The sequence below is a fragment of the Arthrobacter sp. Bi26 genome (assembly GCF_918697925.1).
In the GTDB taxonomy this organism is placed as follows: domain Bacteria; phylum Actinomycetota; class Actinomycetes; order Actinomycetales; family Micrococcaceae; genus Arthrobacter.
In genome coordinates this window covers 1-15,614 of the sequence record NZ_CAKKMF010000104.1, presented here as the reverse complement: position 1 = coordinate 15,614, position 15,614 = coordinate 1, and the positions used below count along the sequence as shown (strand labels likewise).

General features: G+C 67.4%; 17 protein-coding genes, 6 tRNA genes and 1 riboswitch. Of the genes, 16 read left to right on the top strand and 7 right to left on the bottom strand.

Annotation, left to right across the window (positions count from 1 at the left end; translation table 11 throughout):
- The coding region (zapE, locus tag LQV16_RS20395) for a cell division protein ZapE (RefSeq protein ID WP_229995683.1) at positions 1 to 910 on the top strand (910 nt) is incomplete at its 5' end.
- 182 nt (positions 911 to 1,092) lie between these two features.
- On the opposite strand, the gene LQV16_RS20390 is transcribed toward zapE, so the two are convergent.
- From LQV16_RS20390 to LQV16_RS20365, 6 genes are all read right to left on the bottom strand, one after another.
- Positions 1,093 to 1,362 carry an antitoxin gene (locus LQV16_RS20390; RefSeq protein WP_229995682.1) on the bottom strand — a complete coding sequence of 90 codons (270 nt, stop codon included), beginning with the start codon at positions 1,360 to 1,362 and terminating at the stop codon, positions 1,093 to 1,095.
- Positions 1,363 to 1,538: 176 nt separating this feature from the next.
- A tRNA-Val gene (locus LQV16_RS20385) sits at positions 1,539 to 1,613 on the bottom strand.
- A 38-nt stretch (positions 1,614 to 1,651) separates the two neighbouring features.
- Positions 1,652 to 1,724: transfer RNA gene (locus LQV16_RS20380), tRNA-Gly, on the bottom strand.
- Between the two features lie 56 nt (positions 1,725 to 1,780).
- A tRNA-Val gene (locus tag LQV16_RS20375) sits at positions 1,781 to 1,855 on the bottom strand.
- A gap of 39 nt (positions 1,856 to 1,894) precedes the next feature.
- A tRNA-Cys gene (locus tag LQV16_RS20370) sits at positions 1,895 to 1,965 on the bottom strand.
- 46 nt (positions 1,966 to 2,011) lie between these two features.
- A tRNA-Gly gene (locus tag LQV16_RS20365) sits at positions 2,012 to 2,084 on the bottom strand.
- A 378-nt stretch (positions 2,085 to 2,462) separates the two neighbouring features.
- On the opposite strand from LQV16_RS20365, the gene LQV16_RS20360 reads away from it, so the two are divergent.
- From LQV16_RS20360 to hisF, 15 genes are all read left to right on the top strand, one after another.
- Positions 2,463 to 2,534, top strand: a tRNA-Val gene (locus tag LQV16_RS20360).
- A gap of 86 nt (positions 2,535 to 2,620) precedes the next feature.
- Complete coding sequence (locus tag LQV16_RS20355; RefSeq protein ID WP_229995681.1) at positions 2,621 to 3,466, top strand: cytochrome; 846 nt, start codon at positions 2,621 to 2,623, stop codon at positions 3,464 to 3,466.
- Between the two features lie 179 nt (positions 3,467 to 3,645).
- Positions 3,646 to 4,218 carry a peptide deformylase gene (gene def / locus LQV16_RS20350; RefSeq protein WP_229995680.1) on the top strand — a complete coding sequence of 191 codons (573 nt, stop codon included), beginning with the start codon at positions 3,646 to 3,648 and terminating at the stop codon, positions 4,216 to 4,218.
- The gene (gene fmt, locus LQV16_RS20345; RefSeq protein ID WP_229995679.1) at positions 4,215 to 5,135 is read left to right on the top strand and encodes a methionyl-tRNA formyltransferase; all 921 of its coding nucleotides are present in this window, start codon (positions 4,215 to 4,217) and stop codon (positions 5,133 to 5,135) included. Before def ends, fmt begins: the two co-directional genes overlap by 4 nt.
- Complete coding sequence (locus LQV16_RS20340) at positions 5,132 to 6,709, top strand: transcription antitermination factor NusB (protein WP_229995678.1); 1,578 nt, start codon at positions 5,132 to 5,134, stop codon at positions 6,707 to 6,709. The genes fmt and LQV16_RS20340 overlap by 4 nt, the downstream gene beginning before the upstream one ends.
- A gap of 67 nt (positions 6,710 to 6,776) precedes the next feature.
- On the top strand, positions 6,777 to 7,433 hold the full coding sequence (gene rpe / locus LQV16_RS20335; RefSeq protein WP_229995677.1) for a ribulose-phosphate 3-epimerase: 657 nt from the start codon (positions 6,777 to 6,779) through the stop codon (positions 7,431 to 7,433).
- A gap of 135 nt (positions 7,434 to 7,568) precedes the next feature.
- A riboswitch (FMN riboswitch) is annotated at positions 7,569 to 7,720 on the top strand.
- A 94-nt stretch (positions 7,721 to 7,814) separates the two neighbouring features.
- The gene (gene pnuC, locus LQV16_RS20330) at positions 7,815 to 8,513 is read left to right on the top strand and encodes a nicotinamide riboside transporter PnuC (protein WP_229995676.1); all 699 of its coding nucleotides are present in this window, start codon (positions 7,815 to 7,817) and stop codon (positions 8,511 to 8,513) included.
- A gap of 131 nt (positions 8,514 to 8,644) precedes the next feature.
- Positions 8,645 to 9,760, top strand: coding sequence for a bifunctional diaminohydroxyphosphoribosylaminopyrimidine deaminase/5-amino-6-(5-phosphoribosylamino)uracil reductase RibD (gene ribD, locus LQV16_RS20325; RefSeq protein ID WP_229995684.1), 1,116 nt, complete (start codon positions 8,645 to 8,647; stop codon positions 9,758 to 9,760).
- Positions 9,760 to 10,446: a riboflavin synthase gene (locus tag LQV16_RS20320; RefSeq protein WP_229995675.1), complete on the top strand. Its 687-nt coding sequence runs from the start codon at positions 9,760 to 9,762 to the stop codon at positions 10,444 to 10,446. Before ribD ends, LQV16_RS20320 begins: the two co-directional genes overlap by 1 nt.
- Positions 10,443 to 11,162 carry a 3,4-dihydroxy-2-butanone-4-phosphate synthase gene (gene ribB, locus LQV16_RS20315; RefSeq protein WP_229995674.1) on the top strand — a complete coding sequence of 240 codons (720 nt, stop codon included), beginning with the start codon at positions 10,443 to 10,445 and terminating at the stop codon, positions 11,160 to 11,162. Before LQV16_RS20320 ends, ribB begins: the two co-directional genes overlap by 4 nt.
- 13 nt (positions 11,163 to 11,175) lie before the next feature.
- Entirely contained in the window at positions 11,176 to 11,871 is a 696-nt protein-coding gene (gene ribA, locus LQV16_RS20310; RefSeq protein ID WP_229995673.1) for a GTP cyclohydrolase II, read from the top strand.
- A 138-nt stretch (positions 11,872 to 12,009) separates the two neighbouring features.
- Positions 12,010 to 12,495 carry a 6,7-dimethyl-8-ribityllumazine synthase gene (ribH, locus tag LQV16_RS20305; RefSeq protein WP_229995672.1) on the top strand — a complete coding sequence of 162 codons (486 nt, stop codon included), beginning with the start codon at positions 12,010 to 12,012 and terminating at the stop codon, positions 12,493 to 12,495.
- 149 nt (positions 12,496 to 12,644) lie between these two features.
- A complete protein-coding gene (locus LQV16_RS20300) occupies positions 12,645 to 12,908 on the top strand; it encodes a phosphoribosyl-ATP diphosphatase (RefSeq protein ID WP_018772463.1) in 264 nt (87 codons plus the stop codon).
- 104 nt (positions 12,909 to 13,012) lie between these two features.
- On the top strand, positions 13,013 to 13,855 hold the full coding sequence (gene hisG, locus LQV16_RS20295; RefSeq protein ID WP_229995671.1) for an ATP phosphoribosyltransferase: 843 nt from the start codon (positions 13,013 to 13,015) through the stop codon (positions 13,853 to 13,855).
- Positions 13,856 to 13,925: 70 nt separating this feature from the next.
- A complete protein-coding gene (gene hisF / locus LQV16_RS20290; protein WP_090581810.1) occupies positions 13,926 to 14,702 on the top strand; it encodes an imidazole glycerol phosphate synthase subunit HisF in 777 nt (258 codons plus the stop codon).
- Between the two features lie 92 nt (positions 14,703 to 14,794).
- Here hisF and LQV16_RS20285 read toward each other — a convergent pair whose 3' ends face one another.
- Entirely contained in the window at positions 14,795 to 15,439 is a 645-nt protein-coding gene (locus tag LQV16_RS20285; protein WP_229995670.1) for a TIGR03085 family metal-binding protein, read from the bottom strand.
- Positions 15,440 to 15,614 lie beyond the last annotated feature (175 nt).

The window sequence follows — 15,614 nt, the reverse complement described above, 5'->3', positions numbered from 1 at the left end:
GCCCAGCCAGGCCCACGCGGTTCATTCCCTGCAGCATTTCGCGGCGGGCGTGGGTGCCCGTGACGGAGACGGCCTGTTCAAGCGGCTCTTCGGCAAGAAGGACACGTCCCGGGCCGGGATCTACCTCGACGGCGGATTCGGTGTGGGCAAGACCCACCTGCTGGCGTCGCTGTGGCACGCCGCCCCGGGCCCTAAGGCGTTCGGCACATTCGTCGAATACACCAACCTCGTCGGGGCGCTGTCCTTCCGCAAGACCGTGGAGGCCCTGAGCCACTACAAGCTGGTATGCATCGATGAATTTGAGCTCGACGATCCGGGCGACACTGTGCTCATGTCCCGGCTCATGCGCGAACTCGCCGACGCCGGCGTGAAACTTGCCGCGACATCGAACACCCTGCCGGGCTCCCTCGGCGACGGGCGCTTCGCCGCCGTCGACTTTGCCCGCGAAATCCAGGTGCTGGCTGACCAGTTCGACGTCGTAAGGATCGACGGCGAGGACTTCCGTCACCGTGGCCTGCCGGCCGCCCCCGCGCCACTGCGCAATGATGACCTGACCCACCACATGCATGCCGAATTCGACGGCAAGACCGTGGCCCGCGATGAGTTCAGCACTTTGATCAACCACCTGGCCGGCGTGCACCCGAGCCGCTACCGCCAGTTGCTGGAAGGGATCGAAGGCGTCGTCTGGAAGAACGTGCACACGATTACCGAGCAGGCCGTCGCGCTGCGCTTTGTGGTGCTGGCGGACCGGCTGTACGACAAAGACGTGCCGATCCTTGCCAGCGGTGTGCCGTTCGACCAGCTCTTCACTGAGGAAATGATGACCGGCGGGTACATGAAAAAGTATTTCCGCGCCGTCTCCCGGCTCACCGCACTGGCCCGCGAGGGCCAAAACCACGAACCGTCCTAGCGTCCAACCCCTCCAACTACAACGCAGGGTCACTTGCGGCCCATTCTGGGCGCGATGTGACCCTGCGTTGCTTCGTTAAGTGCCGCTGGGCGGCGTGCGGCCGAACGCCGGAGCCGCCCTTAAATGCCGGAGGTGCCGGCGCCACCTCTCGGCGGGACCGGCACCTCGCTGACGTATCTGGGTCAGAGGCCTGGCTGGCGGGGATCCCCGGTTACGGGGGGCTCGCCGGCTACGGGAGTCTGATCGGCGACGGGGGCCGTGCTCGGCCGGTCGTTCGCCTTGTCCACGAAGTCGGAAGCGCCCCGCTGCACGGCATCGATCTTGTCGGCGTGCTTTCCGCCGGTCTTAGAGTCGACGAAGTCGCCGGCCTTTTCGATGCCGTCCTTGATGGCTTCTTCGTTGCCACCAATTACTTGCTGAGCCTTGCCCTTTAGATCGTCAAGTAAACCCACGGGCACCTCCCTTCGGTCGCGGAGCCAGATCGCTCCTAGCGATTTCTACCCTAGCGGGAGGTGGCGGGGGTGCCAAGGGTGTCCGCCCAGAGGATAAAAGATGCCAGGGCCAGGTGCACAGGGTAGAAGGACCCCCAGTGCACAAAAAAGAGCACCTCCAGGGGGAGCTGCTCTTGTGGTGGGCGATACTGGGATCGAACCAGTGACCTCTTCCGTGTCAGGGAAGCGCGCTACCGCTGCGCCAATCGCCCGCAACCGGAAGGATCCGGAGTGGAGTTGTAATGAAGAGAGCGGACGACGAGATTCGAACTCGCGACATCCACCTTGGCAAGGTGGTGCTCTACCAGCTGAGCTACGTCCGCATTTTAGTCCATGCCGGCTGGGCCGGTGGTGCTGCATCAAGCAAGTTGCCTTGCTTTGGTGGGCGATACTGGGATCGAACCAGTGACCTCTTCCGTGTCAGGGAAGCGCGCTACCGCTGCGCCAATCGCCCCTTGCATCCGGCCGAAACCGGAAACCAGGGTTTTCACCGAGGTGGGTACGGGATTCGAACCCGTGTATACGGCTTTGCAGGCCGCTGCCTCGCCTCTCGGCCAACCCACCGTGTAGACAGGATTCCGAAGAACCTTTGCCGTGACAGTGTCCTGCGAGCGGACGACGAGATTCGAACTCGCGACATCCACCTTGGCAAGGTGGTGCTCTACCAGCTGAGCTACGTCCGCATTGTCGGCGTGCGTTTCCGTGCCGCATTCGGCAATTCCTCGCGTTCCAACGAGTAAGAACTCTATAGGAGGTTCCGGGAATCTACAAATCGAGGCTCATTGGACCGCGTTCGATGGCCTTACTTCCTTGATTTCTAGGGGATTTTGCTAATTACAGCGCTGTAATTAGCGTCCAACTCATGCCGCGGCTCGAAGCAGTACGGGACCGGTGCACTGCACTGTCGCACTGGGCTGCTGAACTGGACTGCGGCGGGGGAGATCGGTGCCCGTATGAGTGGAGACTGAGGCGCAGCATGAGTGGCGGATGAGTGGCGGAGCCGGGTTCCCCGGGCCCGATTTCTAAAATCCGCCCGGGTGGGCTAGCATTCAATGTCGTTAGGGCGATTGGCGCAGTGGTAGCGCGCTTCGTTCACACCGAAGAGGTCACTGGTTCGAACCCAGTATCGCCCACTAACGAAATGGTCCGTTCCGCTGACTCAGCGGGGCGGACCATTTTGCTTTTCACCGTTGTCTGACCCCCGTGAAAGAGTCTTCATATGACCGCTCCACTCCTCGCCCACGCCACGGACTATGGCCGCATGTACGCCCGCTCCACATCGGCACAGTTCTCCGTCCCTTCCATCACCACGGTGATCGGCCAGCAGCCGCACGGCCTGGATGGCTGGTTTGGATACATGGGTGCGAACAGCCTGGCCCAGAATCCCGAGCTCCCCGGCATCCTGGGGAGCCCCGCCAAGCTGCGCCAGGCGGTCAGCCGGGCTGCCAAAGCGGCGGAGTCATACCGGGACGACGCCGCCAAGCGCGGCGACCGGGTCCACAACTACTGCGAGCAGGTTGCGCTGCGCGCACTCGGCCGGCCGCACCAGCTGAAGGAAACACGGGAGGCCCTGGCCGCCAACGGTGAGGAAGCCTTCGCGGCACGCTTCGACGAATGGTGGGAGCTCTTCGAAGTTGAACCCATCGCCCCGGAGATTACGGTGTGGAACAAGACTGTCGGCTACGCCGGCACGCTGGACCTCGTGGCAAGGATCAATGGCAGGACCTGTCTTATCGATTACAAGACCAAGGGCACCAGCCGGGACGGCACCGTCAAGCCGCTGGATGACAAGGTGGTCATGCAGCTCGTGGCCGGCATGAAGGCAGAAGAAAGCCTGGTCGATCCCGTGGCGGGGGAGTGGGAGGCCTGGCAGCACGGTGAATCCCCCATCCTCCTGGCCGTGGCGGTGGGCGAGACCGAAGTCCGTCCGCAGCGGGCCAACCCGGAGGTCCTGAAACACCATTGGTGGAAATTCTGCGCGCTGCGCCGCGTGTGGGAGATGTCAGCGGACACGGCGACCGCCGGGGCAGCACTGCTCCCGCTGGCGCCGCCCGTGAAGCGCTGAGCCGGAAGCACTGAACCGTCAGCAATGGAGCGGCATCGCTGAACCGTCAGCACTGGATCGGCAGACCTGGACCGAAGCGCTGCGCCGGCCTCCCGGAACAGGCATCCAGAGCAGGAGCCCGGCAGCTGCAACTAAACTGGACTGGATCCCTAGCCGCTCACCGTGAGGACAGACTGCACATGGCCATTTTGAATATCCGCATCATCGGGGATCCTGTGCTGCGCACAGTTGCCGATCCCGTGACGGAATTCGGGCCTGAACTGGCAAAGCTCGTCGCCGATATGACCGAAACCATGGAGGACGTCGAGGGCGCCGGCCTGGCCGCACCCCAGGTTGGAGTCAGCCTGCGCGTCTTCACCTACCGGATCGGCGGCGTCGAGGGTCACATCATCAACCCCGTGCTGGAAAACAGCGAGGACTTCCAGCCGGACCAGGTCGAGGGCTGCCTGTCCATCCCGGGCCTCGGCTTCCCCGTCCGCCGGTATCGCCATACCCGGGTGACCGGCGTGAACCTCCACGGCAACCCCGTCGCCGTTGAGGGCGAGGACATGCTGGCGCGCTGCTTCCAGCACGAGACCGACCACCTGGACGGCATCCTCTACACCGACCGGCTCGAGGGCGATGACCGCAAGGCCGCCTTGCGCGCCATCCGCAATGCCAACTACGACGCCATTACGGAGCAGACAACCAGCAAGCGCGCGAAGAGCGTCGGGACGAGCTTTGGCGGGTCCAGCTTCGGAATCACCCCGTGAGGGTCCTATTCGTAGGGACTCCGGCCGTCGCCGTGCCGTCCCTGGACGCGCTGATTGACGCCGGGTTCGACGTCGTCGCTGTCCTCACCCGCCCTGACGCCCCGCTGGGACGCAAACGGGTCCTGACGCCCTCGCCCGTGGCGGCCCGGGCCGCAGAACTCGGCATCGAGATCATCCACGCCACCAAAGTAGATGCCGGGGCCACCGCCCGCATTGCCGCCGCCGCGCCGGACGTCGCGGCGATCGTTGCCTACGGCGGCCTGATTCCCCGTGCGGCCCTCGCTGTTCCCCGCTACGGCTGGGTGAACCTGCACTTCTCCCTGCTGCCGGCCTGGCGCGGCGCCGCCCCCGTGCAGCGCGCCGTCATCGCCGGCGACGACGTCACCGGCGCCGTCACCTTCCGTCTGGAGGAGGGGCTGGACACCGGTCCGGTCTTCGGAACCCTCACCGAGACCGTGCACGCCGGCGACACCGCCGGGGCCTTGCTCGAACGGCTCTCCCACAGCGGTGCGGTCCTGCTGGCCCAGACCCTGTCCGCCATCGACGCCGGCAAGGCCGTCGCGCTGCCGCAACAGGGCGATGTCAGCCTGGCACCCAAACTCAGCCTCGAGGACGGCCGGCTCGACTGGCAGCAGCCTGCACTGGCGATCGGTCGCCGGGCCCGCGGAGTCACGCCGGAGCCCGGCGCCTGGACCATGCTGGACGGCCAGCGGATCAAGCTGGAGCCGGTGCTTCCGGCCCCGGAGTCCGCCGCGCTTCGGCCCGGACAGCTGGCCATGGACGGGAAACGGGTCCTCGTAGGTACGGGTTCGCACCCGGTGGAACTGACGCGGGTCCAGCCCACGGGCAAGAAAATGATGACCGCCGCTGATTGGGCGCGTGGGCAGGCAACACTTGAAAGCGTGGTATTCGAATGAGCGAGTCCGGGACCAGCGGCAGCAGCCGAGGCAGTGGCCAGGGCGCCCGCGGCGGCAGCCGGCGCAACGCCCAGGGCAGGGAACGCAACCGCGGCCCGCAGCGCGGCTTCACCGAGAGCACCCCATCCCAGCGGACCCGCCGCGCCGATCCGGCCCGTCTGGTGGCCTTTGAGGTGCTCCGCGCCGTGGAGGCCGAGGACGCCTACGCGAACCTGGTGCTGCCTGCCCGGATCCGGCACCACGGGCTGGACAAGCGCGACGCCGGATTCGCCACCGAGCTCAGCTACGGCGCCCTCCGCGGCCAGGGCACGTACGACGCCATCCTGGCGCGCTGCGTCGACCGGCCGCTGGACCAGCTGGATCCCGCGGTCCTCGACGCCCTGCGGATCGGCGCGCACCAGCTGCTCGCCATGCGCGTGCCCGCCCACGCCGCCCTGGACCAGACTGTGGGGCTGGCCCGCGCGGTGATCGGCGCCGGTCCCTCGGCCCTGATCAATGCGGTGCTGCGCAAAGTCTCCGCCCGCACCCTTGACGAGTGGCTCGAGCTGCTGCTCAGCACCGAGACCGACGCCACCACCATCGCGTCCATCCGCTACGCCCATCCAGCGTGGATCGTGCGTGCGCTCCGGCAGTCGCTCGTGGCCCACGGCCGCCCGGCCGCTGAGATTGACGGGCTCCTCGAAGCCGACAACGCCGCGCCCGTGGTGAACCTCGTGGCGCTGCCGGGCGTGGGCAGCCTGGACGAGGCCTTGGAAATGGGGGCTATCCCGGGTGAACTCGTTGAGGGTTCCGCGCTCTCCAGCGGCGGGGACCTCGGCCGGCTCGCCTCGGTCCGGGACGGAAGCACCCGTGTCCAGGACGTCGGCTCGCAGCTCGTGGCCCGCGCCATGGCCGCCGTCGATCTCGGCACAGGCCCCGGCACAAAAACCAGCGCGGATCCCGACGGGGAAACGGGGACGGACAGCGGGAGTGCGGGGGAGCGCTGGCTGGATCTCTGTGCCGGCCCCGGCGGCAAGGCCGCCCTGCTCGCTGCCCTCGCCCGGCAACGCGGCGCCCACCTGCTGGCCAACGAATCCGCCCCGCACCGTGCCAAACTCGTACGCCAGGCCCTCTCCGCGGTCCCGCGGGACGCCTGGGAGGTCAGGACCGGGGACGGCCGCGACATCGGCGCCGAAGAGCCCGAGTCCTTCGATCGTGTCCTCGTCGATGTCCCGTGCACCGGGCTGGGTGCCCTGCGCCGGCGCCCGGAGTCGCGCTGGCGGCGCACGCCCAAGGACCTCGTGGACCTTGGCCCGCTGCAGCGCCAGCTGCTCAACTCCGCGATCGACGCCGTCAAGCCCGGCGGCGTGGTGGCCTACGTGACATGTTCGCCGCACCCGGCAGAGACGACCGCCGTCGTGAGTGATGTCCTGCGCAAGCGCGAGGATCTCGAGCTCCTCGACGCCGGCGCCGCGCTGGACAGTGTCAGCCTCACCGGCCACCTCGAGGCCGGGCACGAGCTCACCGCCCAGCTCTGGCCGCACGTGCACCAGACGGACGCCATGTTCCTGGCGCTGATTCGCAAGTTGGCCTGAGTTTCACTGATACTGGGGCACTGCCAGCTACATATGAACCAGCTAAGTACGAACGAGAAGGAAATCCATGGCCCAGTGCTGCATCAACCCGAGCATCCTTTCGGCTGACTTCGTCAATCTTGAGGCCGAACTGCGCCGTATCAGCAATGCGGATGCGGTGCACGTGGACGTCATGGACAACCACTTCGTGCCCAACCTGACAATCGGGCTGCCGGTGGTGCAGCGCATCCAGGCCGTCAGCCCGGTGCCGCTGGACGCCCACCTGATGATCGCCGACGCTGACCGCTGGGCACCGGGCTTCGCCGACGCCGGAGTGGCCTCGGTGACGTTCCACGCCGAAGCCTCGATCGCGCCGATCAAACTCGCGCGGGAACTGCGCGCCCGCGGCGCCAAGGCCGGCATGGCGCTGCGTCCGGGGACTGCCGTGGAGCCCTACCTGGATATGCTCCCGGAACTGGATCTGCTGTTGATCATGACGGTGGAGCCAGGATTTGGCGGGCAGTCCTTCTTGGACCTGACGCTGCCCAAGATCCGGCGGGCCCGCGCGGCCATTGACGGCTCCGGCGTCGCAGTGGCGCTGCAAGTCGACGGCGGCATCACCGAGGAGACGATCGTGCGTGCCGCCGAGGCGGGAGCGAACGTCTTTGTGGCAGGGTCAGCCGTCTACGGCGCGGAGGATCCGGCGCAGGCCGTCGAAAGGCTCCGGGCCGCAGGAAGCCGCTGACGCGACGGGCCGGGGCGGTCCCCGCGATGGCTCCCGGCTGCCGCCCGGCCCAGCGCGAAGATGACGCCCGGCGTAACATCGGCATCCCGGGAATAGCCCGGTCAGCCCGGCAGTTGTGTCAGAATAACAACACACATACGTGCTCCGGGGTCGGTGTAAGTCCGAACCGGCGGTGACAGTCCGCGACCCGCGCGCCAGCGCCTTCCCTCGGGAAGGATGCCGGCAAACGGTTGAATCGGTGAAATTCCGGTACCGACAGTTAAAGTCTGGATGAGAGAAGCACGTACAGCTGTTACTGCGGCGCCCAGAAGGCGCCGCATAATTGTGCTGTCGTATACCCCCGGAGCCATCGCGGTTCTTGAGGGAAGGAACGACACACGCATGGACCTCTTGCGATGGCTCTTCGAAGCGCAGATCCCGGTAGGCGGATCTGTCCTGATTCTTCGTGAAGTGCTAGGCAACATCTTTGGCCTCGCCAGCGCCTTCGGCGGCATGCGCCGCCGGGTCTGGGCATGGCCGGTCGGCATCGCCGGCAACCTACTGCTGCTGACGGTCTTCCTGGGCAACGTCTTCGGCTCCGCCACGCCCGCCACGCTGTGGGGCCAGGCCGGACGCCAGATCATGTTCATCGGCGTCGCCCTCTACGGCTGGTACCGCTGGCAGCAGGGCAAGCAGTCCGCCAGCGGCGGGGCAGCCGTCGCGCTGCGCTGGGCCAGCAACAGGACCCGGGTAATTCTGGCCCTCAGCCTCGTGGCCGGGACTGCCGCGCTGACGCCGCTCTTCGACTCGCTGGGCTCCTACCCGCCGGTCTGGGCAGACGCCTGGACGTTCATGGGCTCGCTGCTGGCGACTTACGGCATGGCCCGCGGCTGGACGGAGTTCTGGCTCATCTGGGTGGCGGTGGACATCGTCGGTGTGCCGCTGCTGTTCAGCGCGGGCTACTACGCCAGCGCCGTCATGTACCTCTTCTACGGCTTCTTCACGCTCACCGGATTCTTCGTCTGGTGGCGTGCGTCGAAGCTGGCGAACCGGCCGGTCACTGTCGAGACCGCCTTCCCCGACCCGCTGGTGGTCAAGTGAGTGCCCGCAGCGGCGCCGGCGTGAGCGCCGGATTCAACCCCGCCCCGCTCAATCCGGCCCCGCTCAATCCGGCCCCGCTCAATTCTGCCCCTCTCAAGGCAGCCCCGTTCAGCGCTGCCGAAAACGCTGCAATGCAGGCTGCCCTGGCCGCCGCGGCGCAGGGTCCGCGGGGCGCCAACCCGCTCGTGGGTGCCGTCGTCGTTGGCCCCGACGGAACGGTCCTCGCCACCGGATACCACCGCGGAGCCGGGACTGCCCACGCCGAAGCCGACGCCATCGCCCAGGCGAAGGCGGCGGGACTGGACCTCCGCGGCGCTGCGATCGTGGTCACCCTGGAGCCCTGCAACCACTGCGGGCGCACCGGCCCTTGCGCGCAGGCGATCATCGACGCCGGCATCACCGACGTCATCTACGCCGTCGACGATCCCCATGATCCGGCCGCCGGCGGGGCCGTGACGCTCCGCACCGCGGGTGTCCGGGTCCGCTCCGGACTGGCGGCCGAGGCCGCGCTGGACCTGAACCGGCGCTGGTTCGATGCCGTCGCCGCCAAACGGCCCTTCGTCACGCTGCACATCGCGCAGACCCTCGACAGCCGCATCGCTGCCAGCGACGGCACCAGCCAGTGGATTTCCAGCCCGGAATCGCTCGCGGACAACCACGCCCTGCGGGGACGGATTGATGCCATCCTGGTGGGCACGCAGACGGTGCTGATCGACAACCCCCGGCTCACCGCACGGAACTCCGACGGCGAAGCAGACGGCAAACAGCCGCTGCGCGCCGTCATGGGCTACCGGGGAATTCCCGACGACGCCGCCATCCACGGAGCGGACGGCAACGTCCTGCACCTGGCCACCCGCGATCCGCGCGAGGCCCTGGACCAGCTGTTCGAGAACGGCGTCCGGCACCTCATGGTGGAAGGCGGCTCACGGATACTGAGCGCGTTCCTCGCGGCCGGCCTGGTCGACGAACTCATCGTCTACCTGGCGCCGACACTGCTCGGCTCCGGCACGGCCGCCCTGGAAGGCCTCGGCATCACCACCCTGGCCGATGCCCAACAGTGGGAATGGGACCCGGCATCCGGGGGAGCCGTCCAGGTCCTCGGCCGCGACCTCCGGCTCCACCTTCGCCCGGCCACCACGGCCGATCCGGCTACTCCGGCTACCCCGGCCGATCCGGCCGCCACCCCTACTTCATCCGATACAACCCCGCGCCGCACCGGCGCGGACACCGCCGCAGGAGGCAATTGATGTTTACCGGAATTATCGCCGAGCAGGGGAAGGTGCTGTCCGTTGAGCGCAACGGGGACAGCAGCGCCACTGTTCGGCTCCACGCGCCCGGCACCACTGACGGCCTCGCCCTGGGTGGCTCCATAGCGGTCAACGGCGTCTGCCTCACCGCCACGCAGATCGACGGCAGGGACTTCAGCGTCGACGTCATGGGCGAGACCCTTGTCCGCAGCACCATCGGAGAGCTCACTGCGGGCGATCCGGTCAATCTGGAACGTTGCGTCCCCGCCGGGGGACGGCTGGACGGTCACGTGGTGCAGGGACACGTCGACGGCGTCGGCCAGCTTTTGGAGCGTGAAGGCCTCGGCAACTGGGACCGGCTCCGGTTCGCTGTGCCGGCCGGACTGGCCCGGTACATCGCCGAAAAGGGGTCCATCGCCGTCGACGGCGTCTCCCTTACCGTCACGACGGTCAGCCCGGCCAACGAGCCGGCGCCCTGGTTTGAAGTGGGGCTGATCCCCACCACCTTGGCCGAGACGGGGCTGGGCCAGAAGCCCCTCGGCGGCCATGTAAACCTTGAGGTCGACGTCCTGGCGAAGTACACCGAGCGCCTGCTGTCCTTTGCCGGTGGAACGTCGCCCGCAGCGCACAGAGCGCCCGACGGCACCGCCGCAGTATCCGCACCCACGGAAGGGGACGCGAAATGAGCCGCGTCAAAGACCACGTGAAAGACCAAGCCGGCCTGGCAGAGGCGCTCCGCGCCGCCGCTTCCGGCGCCGGCCGGGTAGGCCTCGATCCGATCGAGGACGCCATCAGCGCCATGGCAGCCGGGCGCCCGGTCCTGGTGGTGGACAACGAGGACCGCGAGAACGAAGGCGACATCATCTTCGCCGCCGAGCACGCGACCCCGGCGCTGATGGGCTGGACAGTCCGATACAGCTCCGGAGTGATCTGCGTACCGCTCGACGCCGAGCGCGCCGACGCGCTGGCCCTGCCGCCGATGGTGGCAATCAACGAAGATGCCAAGGGCACCGCCTACACCGTGTCCTGCGACGCCGCGGTGGGTATCAGCACCGGAATTTCCGCCACAGACCGCGCCCTGACGGCCCGGATCCTGGCCGACCCGCAAAGCCAGCCAAATTCCTTGACCCGTCCCGGGCATGTTTTTCCTCTCCGCGCCGTTAAGGGGGGAGTGCGGGAACGTCCCGGCCACACCGAGGCGGCCGTGGACCTGTGCCGGCTGGCCGGCCTGGAGCCCGTGGGAGTGATAGCAGAGCTTGTGTACGACAACGGAGAAATGATGCGGCTGGACGGATTGCGCGGCTTTGCGGTTGAGCATGGCTGCCCGCTGATTTCGATTGCGGATCTGGTGGCGTACCTTGAAGCAGGACAGCACGGCAGCCACGCAACGGACCCCGTCTGATGGAGGAGAAATAATGACGACTTCGGAGACCCGCGAAGAGACGGCCATGGCCCGCCAGCCGCATCCGGTCAGCGCAGGACCCATCGTCCAGCTGCCCACCGCCTTTGGCGATTTCGTGGCACAGGCATGGACCGATCTGGCCACCGGCGCGGAGCACTTGGCGGTCAGTTCACCGATGGCCCCGGCTGATGGCCAGCCCCCGCTGGTCCGCCTCCATTCGGAATGCCTTACCGGCGATGTGTTCGGGTCCTTCCGCTGCGACTGCGGCGAACAGCTGGCCTATGCCCTCGAGCTGATCAACGAACTCGGCGGGACTCTGCTCTACCTGCGTGGCCAGGAGGGTCGCGGAATCGGCCTGGCGAACAAGATGAAGGCCTACGCCCTGCAGGAGGCCGGTTTTGACACCGTCGAGGCCAACGAGCAGCTCGGGCTGCCGGTCGACGCGCGCTGCTACAAGGCCGCCGCCCAGATCCTCGCGGAGATGGGACTTCACGAGATCCGGCTCCTGAGCAACAACCCGGACAAGCAGGACCGGCTCGCCCAGGCAGGCGTCAAGGTAGTGGAGATGGTCCCCACGGAGGTTCCCTCCCGGGAGCAGAACATCCGATACCTGCAGACGAAGAAGGACCGGATGGACCATCGCCTGGTCCTGGACGGTGAACCCGCACCGGCCGCCGGCCTGCCCGGATTCGAACACGACCAAGACTGACCGGGCGGCCCCGCAGGCTGCCCGCAACCGCTTCGCCCCGCTTTACCTGCCAGCCCGTCCGGCCCGTCCTGCTTAGGACAGCCGGCAGGGCGGCCGGTCGGCGGCCCAACCACCAGACTCAACAGCAAGGAATACCCTATGAGCGGCCACGGCGCCCCCCAGATCGATCTCAGCACTTTCAAGCCCGAGGAAACCTCACGGCTCAAGCTGGCCATTGTTGCTGCGAGCTGGCACACCCAGATCATGGACGGACTGCTCGACGGCGCCCTGCGCGCCGCGAAGGACGCCGGGATCAGTGAGCCGACGGTCCTGCGCGTGCCCGGCACGTTTGAGCTTCCTGTCGCTGCGGCCCGGCTGGCACCGCACTTCGACGCCGTCGTGGCGCTCGGCGTCGTCATCCGGGGCGGCACGCCGCACTTCGAATATGTCTGCGAGGCGGCCACCCTGGGCCTGACCGAGGTCAGCGTCCGTACCGGCATCCCCGTGGGCTTCGGCGTGCTGACGTGCGACACCGAGCAGCAGGGGATCGACCGGGCCGGCCTGCCGGGGTCCACCGAGGACAAGGGGCACGAGGCGGTTACCGCTGCCCTGGCCACGGCAGTGACCCTCAAGCAGTTCGGCTGAGTCCCCAAGCTGCAGCCACGGCCGGCGCGGGCGCCACCCTGGCCGCCCGCGCCGGCCGTGGTTGACGTGCTGTGCAATACCTCACATCCTCACCGTCATGCAACGGCCCGGCAGGCGTTCCCGCGCCGGGAGCAAGTAGGCTTGGGGGCGTGAAGAATTTCGAGTCGCTGTTCGCAGAACTGAGTGAAAAGGCAGCCGTCCGCCCGGAGGGCTCCCGCACCGTCGCCGAACTGGATTCCGGAGTCCATGGCATCGGCAAGAAGGTCGTGGAGGAAGCAGCCGAGGTTTGGATGGCTGCCGAATATGAATCCGATGAGGCCGCCGCGGAGGAAATTTCGCAGCTGCTGTACCACCTGCAGGTTCTGATGCTCGCCAAAGGACTCACCCTGGAAGACGTCTACAAGCATCTTTAGCCGCGCCCGCACCGGAAACCGCCATGACTTTGCTGGCGGATCCCGTGCACCGCGTGGCCGATGTGCCCCAACAGATCCTTCCGAATCCAAGAGAGACTTTTCCCATGCTTAGAGTTGCCGTCCCGAACAAGGGATCCCTGTCCGAAGCTGCCGCGGCGATGCTGGCCGAGGCCGGCTACCGCCAGCGCCGCGATACCCGCGAGCTTGTCATGGTGGACCCGGACAACGATATTGAGTTCTTCTTCCTGCGCCCGCGCGACATTGCCGTGTATGTGGGCCAGGGAACGCTCGACGTCGGCATCACCGGCCGCGACCTGCTGCTCGACGCAGAGGTCGAGGCTGAGGAGCTGCTGCCGCTGGGCTTCGCCGCTTCCACCTTCCGCTTCGCCGGCCCGATAGGCGACTTCACCGAGGTCGCCCAGCTCGAGGGCAAGCGCCTGGCCACGAGCTACGACGGACTGTTGCGCGGCTACCTGGCCGAGCGCGGCATCAACGCCAAGGTGGTCCGCCTTGATGGCGCCGTGGAATCCTCCGTCCGCCTCGGCGTCGCGGACGCGATCGCCGACGTCGTCGAGACGGGCACCACGCTCAAGGCCGCCGGCATGGAGATCTTCGGCGAGCCGATCCTGAATTCAGAGTCGGTGCTGATCGGCCGCAAGGGCGAGCAGAATCCGGCCACCGAGGTACTGATCCGCCGGCTCCAGGGCGTCCTCGTGGCCCGGCAGTACGTGATGATGGACTATGACATCCGCAAGGAACTCGTGGAGCAGGCCGCCGGACTCACTCCAGGCCTGGAATCGCCCACCGTCTCGCCGCTGCGCGATTCGGACTGGGTGGCCGTCCGCTCGATGGTCCCCAAGCGGGAAACCAACCGGATCATGGACGAGCTCTACGACCTCGGCGCCCGCGCCATCCTGGTCAGCAGCATCCACGCCTGCCGCATCTAGGCGCCCACCCGCCGGGTCCCACCGCTAAATCCCTGCAGCAATTACCCGCCAGCCATTACCAGGAGAAGTCATGACTGTTGCCGTGCGCGTCATCCCGTGTCTCGACGTCGATGCCGGCCGCGTGGTCAAGGGCATCAACTTTGAGGGGCTCCGCGACGCCGGGGACCCGGTGGAACTGGCGCACCGCTACGACAACAGCGGCGCCGACGAGCTGACGTTCCTTGACGTCACCGCGTCCTCCGGCAACCGGGAGACCACGTTCGACGTCGTCCGCCGCACCGCCGAGGAAGTCTTCATCCCGCTGACGGTCGGCGGCGGCGTCCGCGGCGTGGCTGAGGTTGACAAACTCCTGCGCTGCGGCGCGGATAAGGCTGCCATCAACACCGCGGCCGTGGCCCGGCCGGACGTGATCGACGAGATCACCCGGCACTTCGGTTCCCAGGTCCTGGTGCTCTCCCTCGACGCCAGGCGCACCCGTCCGGGCTCGCAGCCCACGGCGTCAGGCTTCGAGGTCACCACGCACGGCGGACGGCAGGGGACCGGAATCGATGCCATCGCCTGGGCGCGGGAAGCGGCCGACCGCGGGGTGGGTGAAATCCTGCTGAACTCGATCGACGCCGACGGCACCAAGGACGGCTTCGACCTGGAACTGATCCGCCTGGCGCGGGCCGGGGTCAAGGTCCCGCTCATCGCCTCCGGCGGCGCCGGCAAACCGGAGCACTTCCCGCCGGCCGTGGCAGCAGGCGCAGACGCCGTCCTGGCGGCCTCGGTCTTCCACTTCGGCCCGCTGGACATGATCGCGCAGGTCAAGGCAGCGATCCGCGAGGCAGGCTTCGAAGTCCGCTGATTCCGGACTTGAGACTGCGGACAAAAAACGCGGGGCTGGTATCTGGTACCAGCCCCGCGTTTTCGTTTGTATTCTTAGGCTGCAGCGCTGGGTTAAAGTCCAACTTCGGCGGACTGCAGGAGCGCGACGGCGTCCGGCTGGCCTTCGAACGTCACGAGGGCGTGGCGGGTGCGGCCGTGGGCGTGCATGAGGAGCTCGCCCGGCTCGCCGACGATGGCCACCGACACGGGGGCGCGTTTGGCCACATGCCGCGGACCGGAGGGGCTCACCAGCACAATGCCCAGGTCCACGCCGCGGTACAGGATGGCCGCCCGCTTGACGAGCTCATCCCACAGGGCGTCCGAGTAGGCCTGGTCCAGGGCCCGCGGTGCCCAGCGGTCCACAGCGCGGCGGACGTCCTCGGTGTGCACGAAGTACTCGATCAGGTTGGAGCTCTCGTCCAGGGCCTTGATCCGCAACGGAGACAGGGCCGGGGGACCGGCACGGAAGTCGTTGACCAGCTTGGCGTAGTCCTCTGAGGTCTTCAGCGTGCGCGCCAGTTCGGCCGTTGCCTGGTCTGACGCCTTGGAGAGGCGTTTGATCAGCAGGCCCAGTCCGACGGCGATTTTGCGCTCGCGCAGGTACAGGTGCGCGGCAAGATCGCGGGTGAGCCAACCTGTGCAGAGCGTGGCGGCATCAGGGCCGGCCGCCAGCAGGGTTTCGGCCAGGACTTCTCGGGACGGTTCGACGAAATGCATCACTTGTGAAACTAGCACGAGACGGCCGTGCGTGGGCACAGGAATCGCCGCCGCAACCGTCCCTGGCGGCATCATCCGGCGGGGGACCGCGGCGGGCGCCCTGATTGGGCCACAGTGTTAAGCGGCGGGACGGACCCGCAGGCCGGCCGCCTGCCCGGAGGCACTAGACTTGATC

Excerpts from the sequence above, each read along its gene's own strand:
- def (WP_229995680.1), top strand. The coding sequence starts at position 3,646 with ATGGCCATTTTGAATATCCGCATCATCGGGGATCCTGTGCTGCGCACA.
- ribA (WP_229995673.1), top strand. The coding sequence starts at position 11,176 with ATGACGACTTCGGAGACCCGCGAAGAGACGGCCATGGCCCGCCAGCCG.
- LQV16_RS20285 (WP_229995670.1), bottom strand. The coding sequence starts at position 15,439 with ATGCATTTCGTCGAACCGTCCCGAGAAGTCCTGGCCGAAACCCTGCTG.
- hisF (WP_090581810.1), top strand. The coding sequence starts at position 13,926 with ATGACTGTTGCCGTGCGCGTCATCCCGTGTCTCGACGTCGATGCCGGC.
- hisG (WP_229995671.1), top strand. The coding sequence starts at position 13,013 with ATGCTTAGAGTTGCCGTCCCGAACAAGGGATCCCTGTCCGAAGCTGCC.
- LQV16_RS20320 (WP_229995675.1), top strand. The coding sequence starts at position 9,760 with ATGTTTACCGGAATTATCGCCGAGCAGGGGAAGGTGCTGTCCGTTGAG.
- ribH (WP_229995672.1), top strand. The coding sequence starts at position 12,010 with ATGAGCGGCCACGGCGCCCCCCAGATCGATCTCAGCACTTTCAAGCCC.
- LQV16_RS20355 (WP_229995681.1), top strand. The coding sequence starts at position 2,621 with ATGACCGCTCCACTCCTCGCCCACGCCACGGACTATGGCCGCATGTAC.
- LQV16_RS20340 (WP_229995678.1), top strand. The coding sequence starts at position 5,132 with ATGAGCGAGTCCGGGACCAGCGGCAGCAGCCGAGGCAGTGGCCAGGGC.
- pnuC (WP_229995676.1), top strand. The coding sequence starts at position 7,815 with ATGGACCTCTTGCGATGGCTCTTCGAAGCGCAGATCCCGGTAGGCGGA.
- rpe (WP_229995677.1), top strand. The coding sequence starts at position 6,777 with ATGGCCCAGTGCTGCATCAACCCGAGCATCCTTTCGGCTGACTTCGTC.
- ribB (WP_229995674.1), top strand. The coding sequence starts at position 10,443 with ATGAGCCGCGTCAAAGACCACGTGAAAGACCAAGCCGGCCTGGCAGAG.
- ribD (WP_229995684.1), top strand. The coding sequence starts at position 8,645 with ATGCAGGCTGCCCTGGCCGCCGCGGCGCAGGGTCCGCGGGGCGCCAAC.